Below are 18,217 nucleotides of genomic sequence, written 5' to 3' on the forward strand. Positions count from 1 at the left end.
GTGTCTCCCCCCTCTGCCCCCAACTGGGCTTGCACGCCTGTCCGTTCAGGGACGCGAGTGCCGTGGCGGATCCGGACCCGAGCGCTCCTCGACCTCCGCGACGAGCATCTCTCACCAAACGCCGCACACCTGACATACCGTGAACTACAGTATGTTCCTGGGCGACAACGTCCCCAGGAAACAGGAGAGATCACGTGGTTCGGAAGTTATGCCGCCTCGGCGGGCGCGGAGTTGCAGCCGTCGTCGTCGGACTGTTCAGCCTGCTCCTGCCCACTGCGGCGCAGGCCGCCGAGAACCCCGGCATTCGCTACACGACGAGTTTCCGTGACGCCGCCACCTATGACCTGCGGGCGGCCGGCAGCGGGAAGTGCCTCGACCTCCGCGGCGGGGGCCGCCCCCAACGCGGCACCGCCGTCCAGACCTTCGACTGCAAGGGCGAGCTCCACCAGCGCTTCCACTTCCAGAGCCTGGGCAACGGCAAGTTCACGATCGGCGCCTTCGGTGTGTACTGCCTCGGACCGCAGGGCGGCGGCCCCACCCCCGGCGCTCCGCTCATCCTGACGACCGGCTCCGCCTGCTCCACCTTCACCTGGAACCACCGCGCCACCCCGCAGGACGCGAACCGCTGGGAGATCGTCGAGGTGAGCACCGGGCAGTGCGTGCGCGACACCGGACGGCGTTCCCAGACCGTGCTGGGCGCCTGCGGCAGCGCCACCGCCCCGTGGCCCGAGGTGTGGGCCCCGCTATTCGCCGGGAACTACAACTACGACCGGTTCTGACGCCGGACGCCGGCTGACAGCCCGGCCGCGTCGGCCGCACCGGCCACACCGGCCGGGCTGACGCGGACCGGGCTGCCGGACCCCGCGCTCACCTCCGCGCCCGGGCAATGGTCGAGCCGCGCCGAAAGGCTGCCCGCGGCCGCCGTGTTGTCGATGACGACGAGCCCGTCGACGCTCGTCGCGTCCACGACCCAGTGGCCGGCCTCCGCGCCCGACCGGTCGCCGCCGCCATCCCCATCGCCATCCCCATCGCCGTCACCGTCGCCCTCGTGCGGCCACGGCGCGCAGTTCGAGACGTGGTTGCCGAGCACCCGGATGCCGCGGTGCACGGACCTGCCGGTGGCAGGGAAACGCGGAGGGCTGATCTGTACCGCCGGGCCGCCGAGGTCTTCGAACCGGTTGCCTCGGATCGTGCAGTCCGCCACCGGGCCCGACTCCCAGTAGCTTCCTGCCTCGCAGGTGATCAGGACGCCGGCCATACCGAGGCCCGAGAACACACAGTCCTCGATGAGGACCGGCTTGCGGGTCGACACGAGGACCCCCCGGGTCGGCAGGTTCAGGAAGGTCGAGCGCTGTACGGTCACGGCCGGCGTGCGGGTGATGTTCTCCACGGCCAACTCGCCGGGCGCCGAGGCGGCGACGGCGTCGGGCAGCGGCCCCGCGCACCGGACACGCATGCGCGTCAGGTCGTGCGCGTGGTCCCGTCCGCTCGGCCCGTCGACACCCAGCACCTCCACGTCCGTCGCGACGACGGTGCCGTCGTCCACCCGTACGATCTCGCACCGTTCGCCGGCCGCGAACTGCGGGAAGCCGGCGGTCTCCGGGTGGGGGTAGCTCAGCTCCAGTTCATCGCCGGCCACGCGGTCGACCCGCAGATAGAGACCGTGCACATTGATCGCGTCGTCGTGCGCGCCGTCGAAGCGGCAGTCCTCCACCACCACCCGGCCGCTGAGGCCGGACGCCTGCACGAAGTCGGCGAAACCGGCCGTGGTCCGGCCCGTGCCCTCCCGCGTGGCGAAGACGCAGTTCTGTACGAGGAGGTCGCCGCCGCTCTGCGCCAGCAGCCCAAAACCGTGCAGGTATCCGAAGCGCACGTCGCGGAACCGGGCATACCCGCTCTCCAGGACGAAGACCCCCGGATGGTCCCGGTCGGTGTGCCGGAGCTGGTAGACCAGCCCCTCGTCGTCCGGTACGGGAGCGTCCGCCCGGTAGTCGACGCGCAGGCCTCCGGAGGTCGCGGTGACACGTTCCACCTGCTCGAAGAGCGGGCATTCCGTTCGCCAGGTACGGCCCACCCGGGGGTCGAGCACCTGGCAGTAGTCGAGCGCCCCCTCCCCGCTCCACGCCGGATCGCCGCCGGCGGGGTCGGTCTCCCCCTGCCAGGTCACGGTGCGGCCGTGGGGACGGACATCGGTTCCCGGCGGCACCGAGAGCAGGCGGAACGGCCTGCCCCCGTCAACACCGGTCTCCCGTACGGTCACCTCCACGACGGTCGGCTGCACCATGTCGACGGCGAAGTGGTGCAGTTCGGCCCGGCCGCAGTCGATGACGGCGATCGTCGTCTGACGGCCGTGGTACTCGAACAGAGCGCCGCTGCCGTCGATCTCGACGTCGTCGAATCCCTCCAGCAGGATCCCGACGGCCTTCTCGCGGTAGCGGGGATCGGCGCCGACGGTGTTCGAGACGTACAGCTCACGACGTACCGCCGACGACGCCCGGAAGGCGTAGGTGCCGGGCGCGAAGCGGATCGTCACGGGGCCGCCCGCCCGGCGTGCCGCCGCGATCGCGTCCCGCACGGCGGGCGAGGAGTCGCGCAGTCCCGTGGGGTCCGCGCCATGGGCGGTCACCTCGACGACGTGGCGGGGCGCGGTGGTGGTCGGTACGGTCATCAGCTCGTCGTTCTCCTTGCGAGATGCCGGCCGTCGAGGGTGACGGCTCCGTGTGTCAGGTCGACGGCGGTACGGCGGCCGTGCGCGACGACGGTGACCGGTGCCCGCGCGTGCTCGCCGCGCGGGGTGAGGGTCGCGGCGGTGAGCGCCGGACGGCCGTGTTCGTCGGCGTCCCACGCGATGTCGACGCGCACACCGGGGCGTGCGACCAGCCCCCGTACCGATCCACGGGTCCAGGCCGGGGGAACGGCCGGGAGCAGTTCGATGCAGCCGGTGTGACTCTGGAGGAGTGCCTCGGCGACGCCCGCGACGTACCCGAGGTTGCCGTCGATCTGGAACGGGGGGTGCGCGGCGAAGAGGTTGGGGTACAGGCCCGCGCGCTGGCCGACCGGGTCGGGCGGGGCGGGGCGGAGCATCAGCCGGATGAGATCGGCGACCTGGTCCGGCTGCCGGAGGCGGGCGCGCAGTGCGATCCGCCAGGCGAGGGACCAGCCGGTCGACTCGTCGCCCCGGGCGTCGATCGAGGCGGCGGCGTTCGGATGCAGGTCCGGAGGGAGGCCGCGCCCGGGGTGGAGCGGCCAGAGGTGGCTGAGGTGGCGGTGGTACGGCTCCGCCGCCACCGGGTCGTCGCGCCATTCGGTGATCAGGCCGTCCCGCCCGGCCGAGGGGCCGGGGATCATCGTCCGCGCGCGGCGGACGCGGGTGAGCAGCTCGTCCGTACCGTCGCCGTCACCGTCACCGGACGCGAACTCGGCGACGGCGTCGAACAGGGCGGCGACGAGGGCGAGGTCCATCGCGGACGACCGTCCGACCGCACTGGAGCCGCCGCCGGGGGTGCGGAAGTGGTTCTCCGGCGACGTGGACGGGCTGGTGCCCAGCGTGCCGTCGTCGGCGGGAACGAGCCGGTGCAGTGCGAACTCGGCGGCGCCGCGCAGCAACGGCCGTACCCGGCCGAGCAGTTCGGGGTGGCCGAAGCGCACCAGGTCGGCCAGTTCCAGCGACAGCCAGGCTCCGGCCATCGGCCAGAAGGCCCAGGCCGGGTCGGCGTCACCCGTACCGACGGGTGGTGTGTAGGCCCACGCGTCGGTGTTGTGGTGGGCGGCCCATCCGGGTGCCGCGTACAGCTCACGCGCCGTGACGGCACCCGTCACGGCGAGTGCCTCGACGAGGTCGAGCAACGGGAGGGCGCATTCGGCGAGGTCGGTGACGCCGGCCGCCCAGTAGTTCATCTCGGTGTTGATGTTCAGTGTGTAGCCCGAACTCCACGGCGCGCGCAGTGCGGTGTTCCACAGCCCTTGGAGGGTGGCGGGCAGGCCGCCGGGCCGCGAGGAGGCGAGCAGCAGATAGCGGCCGTAGTGGAACAGCAGCACGGCGAGCCCGGGGTCGTCGGCGAGCACGTCCCCTTCGCCGGCCGCCGTCACCCGGCGCCAGGTGGCGGCGGGCGCTTCGTCGTCCGTCGTCTCCGGGTCGCCGGGCCCGCCCCCGATCCGCAGCGCGACGCGGCCGTACCGTGCCGCGTGATCGGCTCGGTGGCGTACGCGAAGGGCCGGGACACCCAGACGGAGCGCCGCTTCGGCCGTCCCGGCCGCCGCGTCCAGTACGTCGTCCGTACGCGTCGGTCGTGCGATCCCGCCGAACGTGGTGGCTGTCGCGACAACGAGGTCGAGCCGGGTCGCCGACCGCGCGCCCAGCGCGGCCGTACCGGGCGAGGAAGCGGCGGTCGCGTTGTGGGCGAGGCGCGCGTGGACGACGCCGCGCAGGGCCTCGCCCGGTGACTCGGACCATACGACCGGGTGATCGGGTTCATGCGGTGGTGGTACGTCGGACGGCATCCGGAACCGGAGTTCCGCCGTGCTGTCACCCGTCTCGCGCCGCAGGAGCGCGAGGGGGGTGGTCAGCTCGACGGTGACGTCCAGGGGCGCGTCGGCCTCGATCGAGACGACGAGCACCGAGTCGGGTGCGGACACGAACACCCGTTGGCACACACCGACTGTGCCGAGGCGGAATCGTGTCTCGACCTCGGCGTGGTTCAGGTCCAGGACACGCCGGTATCGACTGTCCTCACTCCCCCGGGTGCCGGACGTGGCCCCCGGGGACGGCGTCAGGGTGAGGACGACGTCCGCGAAGGGGAGGTAGGACTGTGCCCAGCCGGACTGCACGCGCTGGACCTCCCGGGTCGCGGCGTCGTACGCGCCCCGGGCGAGGTGGCGGCGTGCGCGCTCCAGGGCGGCCGGCCCGTCGGCGGGCGGCCGGGGGGCGCTGCCCGGCCCGCCCGACCACGCCGTTCCGTCGTTGAGTGAGATCCGCTCCCGCGCGGTGCCGCCGTGGACGAGGGCGCCGAGGCGCCCGTTGCCCAGTGGCGCGGCCTCCAGCCAGCTCCGCGCGGGGGCGTCGAAGACGATCCGGTGAAGGTCGCCCTCGCCCCGGGTCAGATCCATCCTGCGTGTCACCTTCGTCCTCGCCGTGCCGATCTCACTTCGGGGTCCTGCCTCTGGGCCCCGTTCCGGGCCTACTTCTGGCCGATGGTCTGCTTGCTCTTCTCCTGGAGCTGCTTGAACACGCTGTCGCCGACCTGGTGCTCCCAGTACTGCTGGAAGACCGGGACGACCGCCGTCTGGAGTCCGGCGCCGTTGGAGTAGTTGGCGCCGGCGCTCAGACCGCTCTTGAGGTAGTCGCTGAAGGCGGAGATGTCCATGCCCTTCGCCGCCACCTGCTTCGCCGTCGTGTCGAACACCGCCGGGATGCCGGAGAAGAAGGCCGGGTTGGCCTGCGCGGCCGCCTTCTGGCAGGCGTCGGAGGTCATGTAGGTCAGCCACTTGTAGGCGCCGTCCTTGTTCTTCGAGCCCTGCCACATGAATTCGAGGTCCCCGCCGCCCTGGATGAGGCGGTTGCCGGTCGCGCTGTCCTTGACCAGGGGCGCGACGCCGACCTTGACCTTCGAGTTGCCGGAGAAGGTGGCCACGTCCCACGATCCCTGGATCATCATCGCGACCTTGCCGCTGGTGAGCTGGTCCTCCACGCTCGTATTGGCGCCGAACTCCCCTATCTTCGGGGCGTAGCCGTCGTCGGAGAGTGAGCGCAGGTACTTCATCGTCCCGCTGAAGCGGGGGTCCGCGTACGGGATCTGGGTCGGGTACGGGAACGTGTCGCCCGCCTTCCAGCCGAGGGCGCCGGCGAAAGAGCTGAACGTCTGCGAACCGTTGGGGTCCTGCGGGGCCATGAGCTGGAAGCCGTACGTCGCCACGTGCTTGGCGTCGAAGCCGGGCTTGTCGCCGTGCACGCCGCGCTCGTCGACGGTGAGTGCCTTGACGACCTTGCCGAAGGTGCCGCCGTCGGTGGGGTTCCAGGTCAGATCCTGGATCTGCGCCTCGGTGACACCGGCCTTGGCCAGCAGGTCCTTGTTGTAGTAGATACCGGTGGCGTTCCAGTCCACGGTCAGGCCGTAGGTCTTGCCGTCGGTGCCGGTGACGGGATCGATGCCCTTGGCGAAGTTGTTCTTGTAGCCGTTCTCCTTCAGGAGCGGCCCGATCTCGGCTATCTGGTGCTGCGCGATGTAGGTCGGGTAGTACTGGCCGGAGGCCTGGAAGACGTCCGGCGCGTTGCCGGCGACGAAGTTGGCGGTCAGCTTCGTGAAGTAGTCCGGCACGTTGTAACGGGAGATCTTGACCGTGTACTTGGGGTTGGCCTGCTCGAAGCCCGAGACGCAGGCGCCCATGGCGGTCACCATGTTCGGGTCCCAGTTCCAGTAGTTGATGACGGTCCTGCCGCCGGCTGTGGTGGTTCCTCCGCTGCTGGACGAACAGCCCGTGAGGGCCGTGGCGCCGGCCACGGCGAACGCGACCAGAGCGGTGAGCGACTTTCGCTGCATTCCAGTACTCCTCGTTGAGTTGGATGTTCCGGGTGGGTGAGCCGGACGTGCGGGCACGTCGAGGTGGGCCCACCGGGACGGACGAAGTGAAGGGGGCGGCGCGCCGGTGTCAGCGGATGCCGGTGAAACCGATGGAGTTGACGATGCGCCGGCCGAAGACGACGAACACCAGGAGCATCGGCAGCGCGGCGACGAGCGTCGCCGCCATCAGCCCGCCCCAGTCGGGTGACACGGTCGGGGCGTTCTGCTGGAACGAGGCGAGCCCCACCGTGAGCGGCTCGGTGCTCTTGTCGTTCGTGACGAGCAGCGGCCAGAAGTACTCGTTCCAGGTGTTGATGAACGTCAGGATCGTCAGTGTGGTGATCGGCCCGGTCGTCATCGGGATGGTGACGGAGAACAGCGCTCTGATCGGTCCCGCGCCGTCGATCCGTGCCGCTTCGTCGATCTCGGCCGGCAGGCCGAGCATGAACTGCCGGAGGAAGAAGATGTTGAACGCCGAGAACAGCGCGCCCGGCAGGATCAGGCCGGGGAACGTGTTCAGGAGGCCGAGGTCCTTGATGAGGACGAAGTTCGGCAGCATGCTCATGATGCCCGGGACCATGAGCGCCACGAGGAACAGCGAGAACATCAGGTCGCGTCCCCGCCAGTACAGGCGCGCGAAGGCGTACGCCGCGGTGGTCGAGCAGAAGATGACGAGCACCGTCATGAGCGACGCGTACAGGGTGGAGTTGCGCAGGTAGAGCAGGAGGTCGCCCGAGTCGAGTGCGCTCAGTGTGCCGGTGGCGTTGCCGTGGACGAGCCCGAGGACGCGTCCGAAGCCGTTGAGTGTGAGGCCGACCGGGGCCAGCGACTGAGGGTCCTGCGACAAGGCGTCGTTGGAGGACAGCGCGGTCCGCAGGATCCAGTAGAAGGGGAAGATCGTGACGGCCAGGACGACCACGACGTAGATCCACGCGAGGACACGTCCGATCGGCACACGCGACGGCCGGGTCGGGGGGTGAAGTACGCCCGGGTCGCGCCGGCCTGAGGAGAGGAGGGACACGGAGCTGTCCTCAATTCGTGTCGGACTCGTTGGCGCGGGTCACCCGCAGCTGGATGAAGGTGATGGCGGTGAGCATCGCGAACAGGGCGAGCGACATCGCCGACGCGTAGCCGAAGTTGTACTGGCTGAACGCCGTGTCGTAGATGTACATCTGCAAGACGTTGCTGGCGTTGGCGGGACCGCCCTTCGTCGCGACCTGCACGATGTCGAACACCTGGATGGAGCTGATGACCGAAAGGATCACGACCATGGCCAGGATCGGCCGCAGCAACGGCACCGTGATGTGGCGGAACATCCGCATCTCGGACGCTCCGTCCAGGCGGGCGGCCTCGTAGATCTCCCCGGGGATCGTCTGGAGCCCCGCGAAGATGAGGACCGCGTTGTATCCCATCGACTTCCAGACGCTGATCAGCGCCACGGAGGGGATCGCGAGCGCGCTCGATCCGAGGAACTCGACACGTTGCCCGGTCACGGCCTTGATCGCGACGTTCACGATGCCCAGTTGCGGGTCGAGCATCCACGACCAGATGACGGCGGCGACCACTCCCGAGATGAGGAAGGGGAGGATGACCAGCCCCCTGATGACCGTCGACCGTGTCAGCCGGTGGAGGACGACCGCGGTGACGAGCGAGACCAGGATGCCGATCGCGACGCTGAGGACGACGAAGTACAGCGTCGCCCGGAGCGAGTGCCAGAACGTCTGGTCGCCGAGCATCTGGCGGAAGTTGGCGAGTCCGGTCCACTCCGCCGGGGAGAGGATGTGGTACGTCGTGAAGCTGAAGTACGTGCCCCGCACCGTCGGGTAGACGGCGAAGACGACGAACCCGATCAGGGCCGGCGCGATGAGGAGCCAGGCGGCGGTCGCGTGTCCGCGGTGGGCGGGATGCCGTCGACGGGACTTCGGTTCACGCGCCGGGACCCGTGAGGGGGTCAGTGTTGACACCGCTCCTCCCTTCGGTATTTTCAACAGAGTGATTAGTTAATCGGACAGTAGGGGTACGTTTTCGGCCCCGTCAAGATCTCTGCACGCGGGAAAGTTTCAGGGGACACCGGGCTCGGCGGCCTTACGGACCGTCAGGATGTGGTGGGCGGGTACGGTGACCGTCCCGTACGGAGCGAGGGGGAAATCGCAGATGAGCGGTACCGGGGTCAATCTTGGCGCTCTCGCCGAGTTCAACGTGGCCGTCGTCCTCGACGCGATCCGCCGCCACCCGTCGGGCGTGACCCGCACCGGGATCTCCGCACTCACGGCGCTCAGCGGCATGACCGTTTCGAACGTCTGCCGACGGCTCGTCGAGGCCGGGCTCGTGATCGAGCGGGCCACACCGGCCAGAGGCCGGGGCAAGCCGCCGAAGATCCTCACCCTGAACCCGGACGGCGGGTTCGCGGTCGGCGTGCACATCGACCCCGCCGTGATCACCTATGCGCTGATCGACCTGTCCGGGCGGGTGCGCGAACGCATCCGTACGGCGACCCCCACGGTCCAGGACGCGGCCAAGGTGGTGCGGGAAATGGCCGCCATGGTCGACGCGCTCCTGCTGACCGCGGGCATCGACCGCGCGAAGGTCCTCGGCGTCGGCGTGGCGTCGCCCGGGCCGATCGATCCGGAGACCGGCGTGGTGCTCAACCCCCCGATGCTGCCCGGCTGGCACCGGGTGGAGCTGCGCTCGGCACTCCACCTCGCCACCGGCCTGCCGGTTCTCATCGAGAAGGACGCCACGGCGGCGGTCGTGTCGGAACTGTGGTTCAGCGAGCCGGGCGAACGCCGCAACTTCGCCTTCCTGTACTACGGAACGGGCTTCGCGACCGGCATCGCGATCGGCGGTTCGGCCGTGCGCGGAGTGAGCTCGAACGCCGGTGACACCGCCCATGTACCGGTCGACCCCGAGGGGCCGACGTGCGCCTGCGGCCGGCGCGGCTGCGTCGGTGTGGTGACGGCCCCCCGGACGCTCGTCGCGCACGCGGTACGCGACGGTGTCCTGACGGAGGATCAGGCGGGCGACACCACGGATGTGCTGCACGTGGGCTCCGCGTTCGGCCTCTTGGCGGACGCGGCCGACGCCAGCGTCCCGGAGGCGGTGGAGATCCTCACCACCGCCGCACGGCAGATCGCCCGGGCCCTGGTCGTCGTCATCAACCTGCTCGACGTCGGGGAAATCGTGTTCGGCGGCCCCTTCTGGTCCCGGATCGCACCCCTCGCGCTGACCACCCTGCCCGAGGCGGTGCGCACCGACCCCGGGCTCGTGGTACCCCACACCATCCGCTTCAGCGAATCGGCGATACCGGACGACGTGGCGGCGGTGGGTGCCGCCACCCTCGTCCTGGACAACTCCTTCTCCCCACGCCCGGAGGCCCTGCGCATCGCCGCCGCGGGCGAGTCGACCGCACGCCTCTCCCCCCACTGACGTGACGGTCGCGCCGGGCCGCTCCGCTCTCCCGACAGCCGGGTCCGGCGTCCGGTGACCCTCGCCATCTGCGAACATCCCATCCGTGGACCATCCGAACAGCGATCCGAGCCCGCCCGACTTCGACCCCGGCGCAGCCGTGCGCTCCGGCATCCCGGAGCACGGGCGCGTGCCCGAGTACTACGCCGCCAAGGCCCGCATCGGCGCGCGGATCGGCGCGCTGGGCGAGGGCGACTCGCTGCCGACGGAACGGGATCCGGCCCCGCGGTACGAGGTCTCGCGCGAGACCGTGCGTCAGGCGCTGCGCCATCTCATCGGGCTCGACCGCTTTCCCTGCCCCGCGGCTCTGGCCTCCGACGTGGGGGTACGGACCGGCGAGCCGGTCTGGCACCTGGAGCGTGTGCTGCTCGCGGACGACGAGCGCGTCGGGCTGGAGAGCACGTACGTGGCCGTGGCCCGGGTCCCTCGCCTGGGCGCCGGCTTCGAGCCGGACCCGTCGTTCTACTCCTACTTGCGCGAGGTCGTCGGCGTGCCCTTCGGCGACGCCGACGAGCGGATCGAGACAGTCCTGGCCACACCCCGGCGAGTTCTGGAGCCGGTCCCAGCGTGACCGGTCCCGCGAACTGAACGTGCGCTCGCGCGGCGTCTTGGCGGTCGCCGACTCCGACGAGTGGGCCGACAAGTCCTTCTCCGGTACGTACGACTCCACGCTGGTCACCCCGGCGTACGCGGTCGGCGGCAGCGCGACCGTCCGGCTCGACTTCACCACCTTCTACCGCCAGGAGGGCAGCCAGAGCGCGCGGATCCTCGCCTCCTGGAACGGCGGCACCCCCGTCGCCGCCAGGTCGTACACCACAGATGCCATCTCCCAGTCCCTGACCCTGCCCGTCGCGCCCGGAGCGACCAGCGTCAGCTTCCGCTACACGGGCAGCAACAACTGGTACTGGGTGATCGACGGCGTGAGGGTCACGACAAGCTGAGCGAACGGGCCGGGCAGCCACCTCCGACGCCACCTGCCCCGCCCACCTGCCCGCCCACCTGCCTGCCCGGGTCGCCCCGGCCGACAGGTCCTCGACACGGTGCGTCCGCACGGAGCCAAAACGGTAAACCGGCCCTAAAGTCAGGCACAAAAGCCTCACACGGATCATTTCATCCAGAAGGGACGGGCCGGCAGTGCAGACACGTCAGATCGGTGACACCGAGGTCAGTGCCGTGGGGCTCGGCGCCATGAACCTGTCGATCGAGGGCCGGCCCGACGAAACGCGGGCGATCGCCACCATCCACGCGGCGATCGACGCCGGCGTCACCCTCATCGACACCGCGGACTCCTACCACCTCGCGGGGCACGACGAGGTCGGGCACAACGAGAGACTGATCGCCAAGGCGCTGGCCTCCCACAGCCGCGGGTCGGACGTCCTCGTCTCCTCCAAGGGCGGTCATACGCGGCCCGACCTCAACCCCGGCCCGTACATCTGGCCGGTCAACGGGCGCCCCGAGCACATCAAAGCCGCCTGCGAGGGCTCACTCGAACGGCTGGGCGTCGAGGCGATCGACCTGTACTTCCTGCACCAGACGGACCAGGACGTGCCCTACGAAGACTCCGTCGGCGTCCTCCGCGACCTGCTCGACGCCGGCAAGATCCGGATGGCCGGCATCTCCAACGCCACCACCGCGGAGATCGAACTCGCCAACGACGTCCTGGACGGACGTCTCGCCGCCGTGCAGAACCAGTTCTCCCCCGCGTTCCGCTCCAGCGAACCCGAACTGAAACTCTGCCACTCCATGGGCATCCCCTTCCTGCCCTGGGGCCCGTTGCACGGCGTCTCCCGCTCCGACGCCGGCACCCCCGTCCACGACCGGTTCACCCGTATCGCCCAGGCACACGGGGTGAGCCCCCAGCAGGTCGTCCTGGCCTGGATGCTCGCCACATCCCCCGTCGTCATCCCCATCCCGGGATCCACCCGGCCCGAGACCGCACGCGACTCGGCGGCGGCGGTCGGCCTCGCGCTCACCGACAGCGAGCGCGAGGAACTCGACACCGTCTGAACCGCGGCAGCGGGCACGGATCGCGCCGTACCGGTCAGGAGGCGGGTTGGTTGTGGACGATGATCAGCGAGGTGATCATGCCGTCGCACACGGTGAAGTAGTTGGTCATGATCAGCTCATCGGGCAGGTTGGTCTTGTCGTACTGGCCGTCGTAGCGGGCCCGCACGATCTGGTCTCCGTAGTGGTCGACGACCTCGGTCACCTCCAGGGTGACCTTGTCGCCGACCAGCTCCCTGGCCACCCAGCGGCGGATGGCCGCGGCACCCCGGAACTCGCGGTGCACGTCGTTGACAAAAGCGTCCCCCGCGAAGGTGGCGACGATCGCGTCGGTGTCGAAGGCGTTGACGGCACGGACGTGCTCGGCCAGGACCGGGAGCAGCGCGGTGTTGTCGGACATGAGGTGGACCTCCCTGGAAGGGGGCGTACGGCCGCCGCTTCGGCGGCCCGCACACCACGTTCGGCGCTCCGGCCACCGGAGGGTCAACACCGGCTGAACGTGTTGTCCCTCCCGTAGGGGGAGGGTCGATACTGGGAGGGTGAAGCAGGCACTGACCGTCGGGGACTTCTCCCGGGTGACGCATCTGAGCATCAAGACGCTGCGCCACTACCACCAGGTGGGCCTGCTGGATCCCGATCAGGTCGACCCCGGCACCGGCTACCGCTACTACGCGCCCCACCAGATCCCCACCGCGCAGGTCATCCGCCGGCTGCGGGACCTGGACATGCCCATCCCCGATGTCAAGGCCGTGCTCGCCACCTCGGACGCGACGGCACGCGGAGACGTGATCGCCGCCCACCTGGACCGCTTGGAGACCGAGCTGGCCCAGACCCGCTCCGCGGTCGAATCCCTGCGCAACCTGCTGCGGCGCCCGGCGACGGTCCCCATCGAGCACCGTACGGTTCCGCCCCGCGCCGCCATGGGCATCACCGCGGCCGTGGACCGCGGCGACCTGCTGGCGTGGTGGCAGGGCGCCCTGGCCGAACTGCACGCCGCGGTCGAGGCCCAGAGCCTGGAGGCGACCGGTCCCAGTGGGGGGCTGTACGCGAGCGAGATCTTCCAGGTCGACCATGGCCGGGCCACCCTCTTCGTTCCGGTGCGGGGACCCGTGCGTCCCATCGGCCGGGTCGAATCCCTGGTGGTGCCCCCCGCGGAACTGGCGGTCATCACCCACCACGGCCCCCTCGCCGACATCGACCTCACCTACGGCGAACTCGGTGCGTACGTGACCCGGCACGAGATCAGCGTCGACGGCCCGCTGCGTGAGTACTACCTGCGCGACACCCGCCACAGCTCCGACCCGTCCCGATGGACCACCGAGGTCGGCTGGCCCGTCTTCCGGGCGGACCCTCAGCCCGGCCCACGTCCCGGGCGATGACACAGCGGCCGGGGGCTGCGCCGACTCCGACACCAACTGGCCCCGAGGCGGATGAAGTTGCCGCCTGCGCACATGAACGGGGAGGCACGGTAGCGGTCGAGGGAAGTCCCGTCGAGCTGGTACTCGACACCGGGGACGATGATCGGGAGTACACCGAGGAGCAACTCCAGTACCTGTTGGCCGAATTGAGGCAGCTGGACCTCGCGAGCATCGAGCGGGCCCCTTCACCCCTCCCCGCGCCGCCCGGCACCCGTGGCTCCGGCGCCCTGGAGCTGGGCGCGCGGTCATCGGCCTGGGCGGCGGCGGCGCTCTGCTCCCGGCGCTTGTCGGTCTCGTACAGGACTGGCTGAACCGCCGCCGGTCAGGCACCGTCCGCATCAAGATCGGCGACGACGAGATCGAACTGGCCGCCACCTCCGACGAGATGCGGAAGCGCGCACTGGAGGATTTCCTCCGCCGCCACGGGAAGTGAACCGCGGTGGCGAGCCGGGCTCTGATCATCGCCAACAGCCGTTACGACGACGAGCACTTCGCCCCGCTTCCGGGGGCGGCCGCGGACGCCGCCGAGCTGGCACGGGTGCTCGGTGACGCGGCGATCGGCGGCTTCTCCGTCGAGACACTGGCCGACGTCGAACAGCGCACGGCGATGCGCGCGCTCGAATCCTTCTTCGCCCAGGCCAAACCGGACGACTTGCTGCTCCTGCACCTCTCCCCGCACGGCTGGAAGGACATCCGCAACCGGCTGCACTTCGTCATGCGCGACACCGAGCGCGACTACCCCGGCTCCACCGCCGTCTCCGCGGAACCGGTCGCCGGCTGGATGGGCGAGAGCCGCTCACGGCGCATCATCGTCATACTCGACTGCTGCTACAGCGGGGCGTTCGCCCTGGGCGCGCTGCGCCGGGAAGCGGGCACTCCCACGGTCGACATCGCCGAGCCCTTCGCGGGCAACGGCCGGGTCGTCCTCACCGCGTCCACCGCCCTCCAGTACGCTCACGAGAACGAGCGGGACATCCGCTACAGCCGCGCCCCCGCCCAGCCGTCCGTCTTCACGTCGGCCGTGGTGAACGGCCTGCGCGACGGCTCGGCCGACCTGGACGGCGACGGACTCGTGTCGGTCGACGAGCTGTACGACTACGTGCACGAGCAGGTACGGCGGCGCATCGCGGGCCAGACACCGACACTCAGCGTGGACAGCGCTCAGGGCACGATCTACGTGGCCCGCAGCCCCCGCCACGGCGATGTCGACCGGCTCGCCGAGATGCGGGCCGCCGTACTCGACGCGCAGGCCTGGAAGCGGATCGGCGCCCTGCACCTGGTCGCCCAACTCCTGGGCAGCGTCCGCGAACCGACCCGCGACGCGGCCCGGGCGGCCCTCCTGGGCCTGATCGCGGACGGGGATCGTGAAGTCGCGCGCCAGGCAAGGGAGTTGTGGCACAAGCGGGGGCTCGGCGAGATTCCCACAGCACGAGTGCCACGCCCGCCACGCCCGGCGGGACGCCGACCGGACGCGACCGGCCCGCCGTACGTCGGTATCGACTTCGGTACGACGAACTCGGCGATCGGCGTCTTCGAGGGTGAGGACGTCCGGCTGATCCCCAACCCCGAAGGAGCACTCAGCACCCCGAGCCTGGTGGGTCCAGTGTTCTTCCTACGAGAATCCGTGGCCTATCGGGACCGCTGCCGCATGAAGTTGGTCGGGCTCGGAAATGATGGCGGCCCCTCGGCGGTTGCGTGTGGCCTGTGGGGTGTGGGCGTGGCGCCATGCGAGGCGTGCGGCTTCCGCGGCGTCGGTCGCGGACACGATGATGTTGTGGGCCCCGCTGCGTCCATCAGGTGTGCGTGTTCGGAGGCAAACAGACCAGAGGACGGCAAAACGGGGGATGTTGTGAGACGACATGGTCATGCCTTTCGTGCAGACGGGCACTGGTAGACCTGCGCGGGCCGGGGCCTGCTTTCGGGGATGCGGGACGCGCGGTCGATGGTGGCGAGGGCAGCGTCGGGTGACCGATGATTCCGCTGGGGGGGGCCGAGCTGCTGCAGGCGCTCGGGAAGCAAGTGGGAGAGGACACCCGCGTGGATCGCGGCCTCCTCTCGGGCGTCGTGGTCAGGTCATCGGCGTCAGCAGGAAGAGAGGGATCAGACGGTTGGTCCTTGTCTGGTACACCTCGTAGTCCGGCCAGATCCGTACGGCACGTTCCCACCATGTCGCGCGCTCGTCCCCGGTGAGTTCCCGTGCAAGGTAGTCCCCCTTTACGGTCCGGTCCTGTACCTCTGCGACGGGGTGGGCTTTGAGGTTGAAGTACCAGGCGGGATGAGTCGGGGCGCCGCCCTGCGACGCGACGGCCAGGTACGCGCCGTCGTGTTCGACGCGCATCACCGGGTTCTTGCGCAGTTTTCCCGACTTGGCTCCGAGGCTCGTCACTACGACGACCGGCACCTCCCGCAGAAACAGGCCCTTGGTCCCGCCGGATCCCTCGTACTCCGCCACCTGGTTGCTCACCCACTCCTTGGGGCCAGGCAGATATTCGCCTTGCAAAGGCATACTGCTCCCTCAACGTTCCGTGGTAGTCGAAAAAAATGCGGCCGGTCGCTGTTGACAGCCGGGTTTCAGGCAGGAGCCGTAGGACCCGTTCACCGGCTCGGTTTCCCGTCCGCAGGTGCGCGGACAGGGCGGCCTGCGCGGCGCAGCGAACCGGAGACGTATCGCGTCCCTCCGTCCTCCACGGTCGGCCACTGATTCCACTGTCCGCTTTGGCTGGACGATCGTCAAGCCAATCGCTGGACATTCGTACAGCGATTCACTGGACATCTGTACAGCGAGCCGCTTGCCGGATCGGACGATGTGGTGCCATGCTCGGAGCAGGAGGAACCTGATGACCATGTCAAAGGCACAACCGCGACCGGCATCACGCGCGGAGCAGGCCCGCCAGACCAAGGCAGGCATTCTCGCGGCCTCTCTGCGACTGTTCGCCCAGCACGGATACAGCGCGACCTCCTTCCAGGACATCGCCGACGAGGTCGGTCTGACCAAGGCGGCCGTGTCCTACCACTTCCCTAGCAAGATCGAACTCCTGCGTGGCGTCTGCGATCCCGTCCACGAGACGATGACCGCAGTGGTCGACGATGCTTCCCGGCTGCGGACCCGCCGGCAGAGGATCGACGCGATGGCCCGCGGGTTCGTCGAGGTCATGATCAGCCAGCGCGCGGTCATGGGTTTTTTGGCCAGCGACCCCGCCATGAGCGGGCCGCTCCAGACGGACCGCTCCATGGACAGCCTGTTGGAGCGCGCCATTCACGTCCTGTACGGCGACACGCCGACCGGCGATCAGCGCCTGGCCGTTTATGCCGTTCCTGCGCTCGGTGACGCGCTCTCGGCCCTGCCCCAATTCACGGACGAGGAATTGCGGCCCATCCTGCTGCGCGCGGTCAAGCGGCTCGTACCAGAACGCTGACCACGCGCCCTCCCGGTCCCCGATGCTGCCGCAGCCGACGTCTCACCGGCGGTCGGTGGTAGCCGGCTGTCCGGACCACCACGTCCTCTCCTCAGACCCCTTGAAAGGGGGAGACATGAAATTCCTGTTCCGTAACGAGTCCTTCTCCTTCGAGACTCTGCGCACCGCCGGATACGGTACCTACGGGGGAGCCGATCTCGGGGAGGTGCTCGCCACCACCCGGGGCATCCGCGAGAAGGACGAACGCAGCTGGCTCCGGGCCTGGAAGGCCACGGCCGAGCGTGTCCACGCCCTCGGCCGGGACGCCCTGGCCGCCGGCCACAGGGTCAGCGCCCGCGAAGCCCTGCTGCGCGCCTCGAACTACTACCGCACCGCGGAGTTCTTCCTGCGCGAGCACCCTGCCACCGACCCCGAGGTCGCCCTGCTGTCCGGGCTGGCACGTAAGACGTTCGCCTCCGCGGCCACCCTGCTTGACACACCCGTCGAAGAGATCTCGATCCCGTACGAGGCCACGACGCTGCCGGGCTACCTCTTCCTCGTGGACGACTCCGGCCGGCCGCGTCCAACGGTGGTCTACAACAGCGGCTACGACTCCACACTCGAGGAGTCCTACTTCGCGATCGCGGCCGCGGCCCTGCGACGCGGCTACAACGTCCTGGCCTACGACGGCCCGGGACAAGGCGCCGCACTGCGCGAGCAGCACCTGGTCTTCCGACCGGACTGGGAGGCCGTCGTGACCCCCGTCATCGACTACGCCCTCACCCGCAAAGAGATCGACGCCGACACCATCACGCTCTTCGGCTACAGCCTCGGAGGATTCCTGGTCGCGCGGGCCGCCGCTTTCGACCACCGTGTCGCGGCCCTGATCCTCGACGACGGCATCTACGACTTCTACGCCCCCTTCTCCGACGCACTCCCCGGCTTCCTCGAGACATGGATCGAACAGGGTCACGACGACCGCGTGCGCCCGTTCCTGTCGCTGCTGACGGCAACCGACGTCGGGGCACGCTGGGCACTGCGCAACGGCGCCTGGGCCATGGGTGCCGAGTCTTTCCCGGATCTCATCCGCAAGACCCGGGCCTACACCCTCAAGGGAGTCGCCGACCAGGTCCGGGCACCCACTCTGATCATGGATGCCGAGGATGACCACTTCCTCAAGGGCCAGCCACAGGCCGCGCAGAGCGCGTTGACCAACGCCGTCACCACACTGGTGACCCTGACCGGCGCTGAGGGAGCGGGCGAACATGTCCACGTCGGCGCGCTGACGCGGGCCCACCAGGTGATGTTCGACTGGCTCGACGACACGCTCCCTTCCCACTGAGCAGACGGCCCCGGACCGGTGAGTGCGAGGCGGGCG

At 69.8% G+C, this 18,217-nt stretch carries 14 protein-coding genes and 2 pseudogenes; 9 read left to right on the forward strand and 7 right to left on the reverse strand.

The features are described from left to right. Positions 1–194 precede the first annotated feature (194 nt). Positions 195–779, forward strand: a complete 585-nt coding sequence (locus tag OG349_RS02525) for an RICIN domain-containing protein (protein WP_327233001.1) — start codon at positions 195–197, stop codon at positions 777–779. Here the strand turns inward: OG349_RS02525 and OG349_RS02530 are convergent. The 5 genes from OG349_RS02530 to OG349_RS02550 form a co-directional block, all read right to left on the reverse strand. Continuing rightward, positions 764–2,668 carry a right-handed parallel beta-helix repeat-containing protein gene (locus OG349_RS02530; protein ID WP_327233002.1) on the reverse strand — a complete coding sequence of 635 codons (1,905 nt, stop codon included), beginning with the start codon at positions 2,666–2,668 and terminating at the stop codon, positions 764–766. The two genes, OG349_RS02525 and OG349_RS02530, sit on opposite strands and share 16 nt — an antisense overlap. Beyond that, the gene (locus tag OG349_RS02535; protein ID WP_327233003.1) at positions 2,668–5,106 is read right to left on the reverse strand and encodes a glycoside hydrolase family 95 protein; all 2,439 of its coding nucleotides are present in this window, start codon (positions 5,104–5,106) and stop codon (positions 2,668–2,670) included. Before OG349_RS02535 ends, OG349_RS02530 begins: the two co-directional genes overlap by 1 nt. Before the next feature lie 71 nt (positions 5,107–5,177). After that, on the reverse strand, positions 5,178–6,536 hold the full coding sequence (locus OG349_RS02540; protein ID WP_327233004.1) for an ABC transporter substrate-binding protein: 1,359 nt from the start codon (positions 6,534–6,536) through the stop codon (positions 5,178–5,180). 109 nt (positions 6,537–6,645) lie between these two features. Then, positions 6,646–7,512 (reverse strand): carbohydrate ABC transporter permease, encoded by an 867-nt coding sequence (locus OG349_RS02545; protein WP_327233005.1) that lies wholly within the window; start codon positions 7,510–7,512, stop codon positions 6,646–6,648. Positions 7,513–7,588: 76 nt separating this feature from the next. Continuing rightward, positions 7,589–8,521: a carbohydrate ABC transporter permease gene (locus tag OG349_RS02550; protein ID WP_327233006.1), complete on the reverse strand. Its 933-nt coding sequence runs from the start codon at positions 8,519–8,521 to the stop codon at positions 7,589–7,591. A gap of 190 nt (positions 8,522–8,711) precedes the next feature. Between OG349_RS02550 and OG349_RS02555 the strand changes: the two genes are divergently transcribed. The 4 genes and pseudogenes from OG349_RS02555 to OG349_RS02570 all read left to right on the forward strand — a co-directional run bounded on the left by OG349_RS02555 (position 8,712) and on the right by OG349_RS02570 (position 12,029). After that, on the forward strand, positions 8,712–9,983 hold the full coding sequence (locus OG349_RS02555; RefSeq protein ID WP_327233007.1) for an ROK family transcriptional regulator: 1,272 nt from the start codon (positions 8,712–8,714) through the stop codon (positions 9,981–9,983). An 85-nt stretch (positions 9,984–10,068) separates the two neighbouring features. Beyond that, positions 10,069–10,575 (forward strand): annotated as a pseudogene (locus tag OG349_RS02560) (GntR family transcriptional regulator); the annotation flags it as partial. Then, positions 10,568–10,963: pseudogene (locus tag OG349_RS02565) on the forward strand (alkaline phosphatase family protein); the annotation flags it as partial. The pseudogenes OG349_RS02560 and OG349_RS02565, both read left to right, overlap by 8 nt. Before the next feature lie 193 nt (positions 10,964–11,156). Beyond that, positions 11,157–12,029: an aldo/keto reductase gene (locus OG349_RS02570; RefSeq protein WP_327233008.1), complete on the forward strand. Its 873-nt coding sequence runs from the start codon at positions 11,157–11,159 to the stop codon at positions 12,027–12,029. A 34-nt stretch (positions 12,030–12,063) separates the two neighbouring features. On the opposite strand, the gene OG349_RS02575 is transcribed toward OG349_RS02570, so the two are convergent. After that, positions 12,064–12,426, reverse strand: coding sequence for a nuclear transport factor 2 family protein (locus OG349_RS02575; protein ID WP_327233009.1), 363 nt, complete (start codon positions 12,424–12,426; stop codon positions 12,064–12,066). A 139-nt stretch (positions 12,427–12,565) separates the two neighbouring features. Between OG349_RS02575 and OG349_RS02580 the strand changes: the two genes are divergently transcribed. Next, on the forward strand, positions 12,566–13,405 hold the full coding sequence (locus OG349_RS02580; RefSeq protein WP_327233010.1) for a MerR family transcriptional regulator: 840 nt from the start codon (positions 12,566–12,568) through the stop codon (positions 13,403–13,405). A gap of 478 nt (positions 13,406–13,883) precedes the next feature. After that, positions 13,884–15,338, forward strand: coding sequence for a caspase family protein (locus tag OG349_RS02585; protein ID WP_327233011.1), 1,455 nt, complete (start codon positions 13,884–13,886; stop codon positions 15,336–15,338). 174 nt (positions 15,339–15,512) lie between these two features. Here OG349_RS02585 and OG349_RS02590 read toward each other — a convergent pair whose 3' ends face one another. Continuing rightward, on the reverse strand, positions 15,513–15,950 hold the full coding sequence (locus tag OG349_RS02590) for a nitroreductase family deazaflavin-dependent oxidoreductase (RefSeq protein WP_327233012.1): 438 nt from the start codon (positions 15,948–15,950) through the stop codon (positions 15,513–15,515). Positions 15,951–16,281: 331 nt separating this feature from the next. Between OG349_RS02590 and OG349_RS02595 the strand changes: the two genes are divergently transcribed. Together OG349_RS02595 and OG349_RS02600 are read left to right on the forward strand one after the other, a co-directional pair. After that, entirely contained in the window at positions 16,282–16,860 is a 579-nt protein-coding gene (locus OG349_RS02595) for a TetR/AcrR family transcriptional regulator (protein ID WP_327233013.1), read from the forward strand. A 115-nt stretch (positions 16,861–16,975) separates the two neighbouring features. Next, on the forward strand, positions 16,976–18,181 hold the full coding sequence (locus tag OG349_RS02600; protein ID WP_327233014.1) for an alpha/beta hydrolase family protein: 1,206 nt from the start codon (positions 16,976–16,978) through the stop codon (positions 18,179–18,181). The last annotated feature ends 36 nt before the right edge of the window (positions 18,182–18,217 follow it).

The organism is Streptomyces sp. NBC_01317 (assembly GCF_035961655.1).
GTDB lineage: Bacteria > Actinomycetota > Actinomycetes > Streptomycetales > Streptomycetaceae > Streptomyces.

Excerpts from the sequence above, each read along its gene's own strand:
- OG349_RS02535 (WP_327233003.1), bottom strand. The coding sequence starts at position 5,106 with ATGGATCTGACCCGGGGCGAGGGCGACCTTCACCGGATCGTCTTCGAC.
- OG349_RS02600 (WP_327233014.1), top strand. The coding sequence starts at position 16,976 with ATGAAATTCCTGTTCCGTAACGAGTCCTTCTCCTTCGAGACTCTGCGC.
- OG349_RS02590 (WP_327233012.1), bottom strand. The coding sequence starts at position 15,950 with ATGCCTTTGCAAGGCGAATATCTGCCTGGCCCCAAGGAGTGGGTGAGC.
- OG349_RS02595 (WP_327233013.1), top strand. The coding sequence starts at position 16,282 with ATGACCATGTCAAAGGCACAACCGCGACCGGCATCACGCGCGGAGCAG.
- OG349_RS02575 (WP_327233009.1), bottom strand. The coding sequence starts at position 12,426 with ATGTCCGACAACACCGCGCTGCTCCCGGTCCTGGCCGAGCACGTCCGT.
- OG349_RS02540 (WP_327233004.1), bottom strand. The coding sequence starts at position 6,536 with ATGCAGCGAAAGTCGCTCACCGCTCTGGTCGCGTTCGCCGTGGCCGGC.
- OG349_RS02530 (WP_327233002.1), bottom strand. The coding sequence starts at position 2,668 with ATGACCGTACCGACCACCACCGCGCCCCGCCACGTCGTCGAGGTGACC.
- OG349_RS02555 (WP_327233007.1), top strand. The coding sequence starts at position 8,712 with ATGAGCGGTACCGGGGTCAATCTTGGCGCTCTCGCCGAGTTCAACGTG.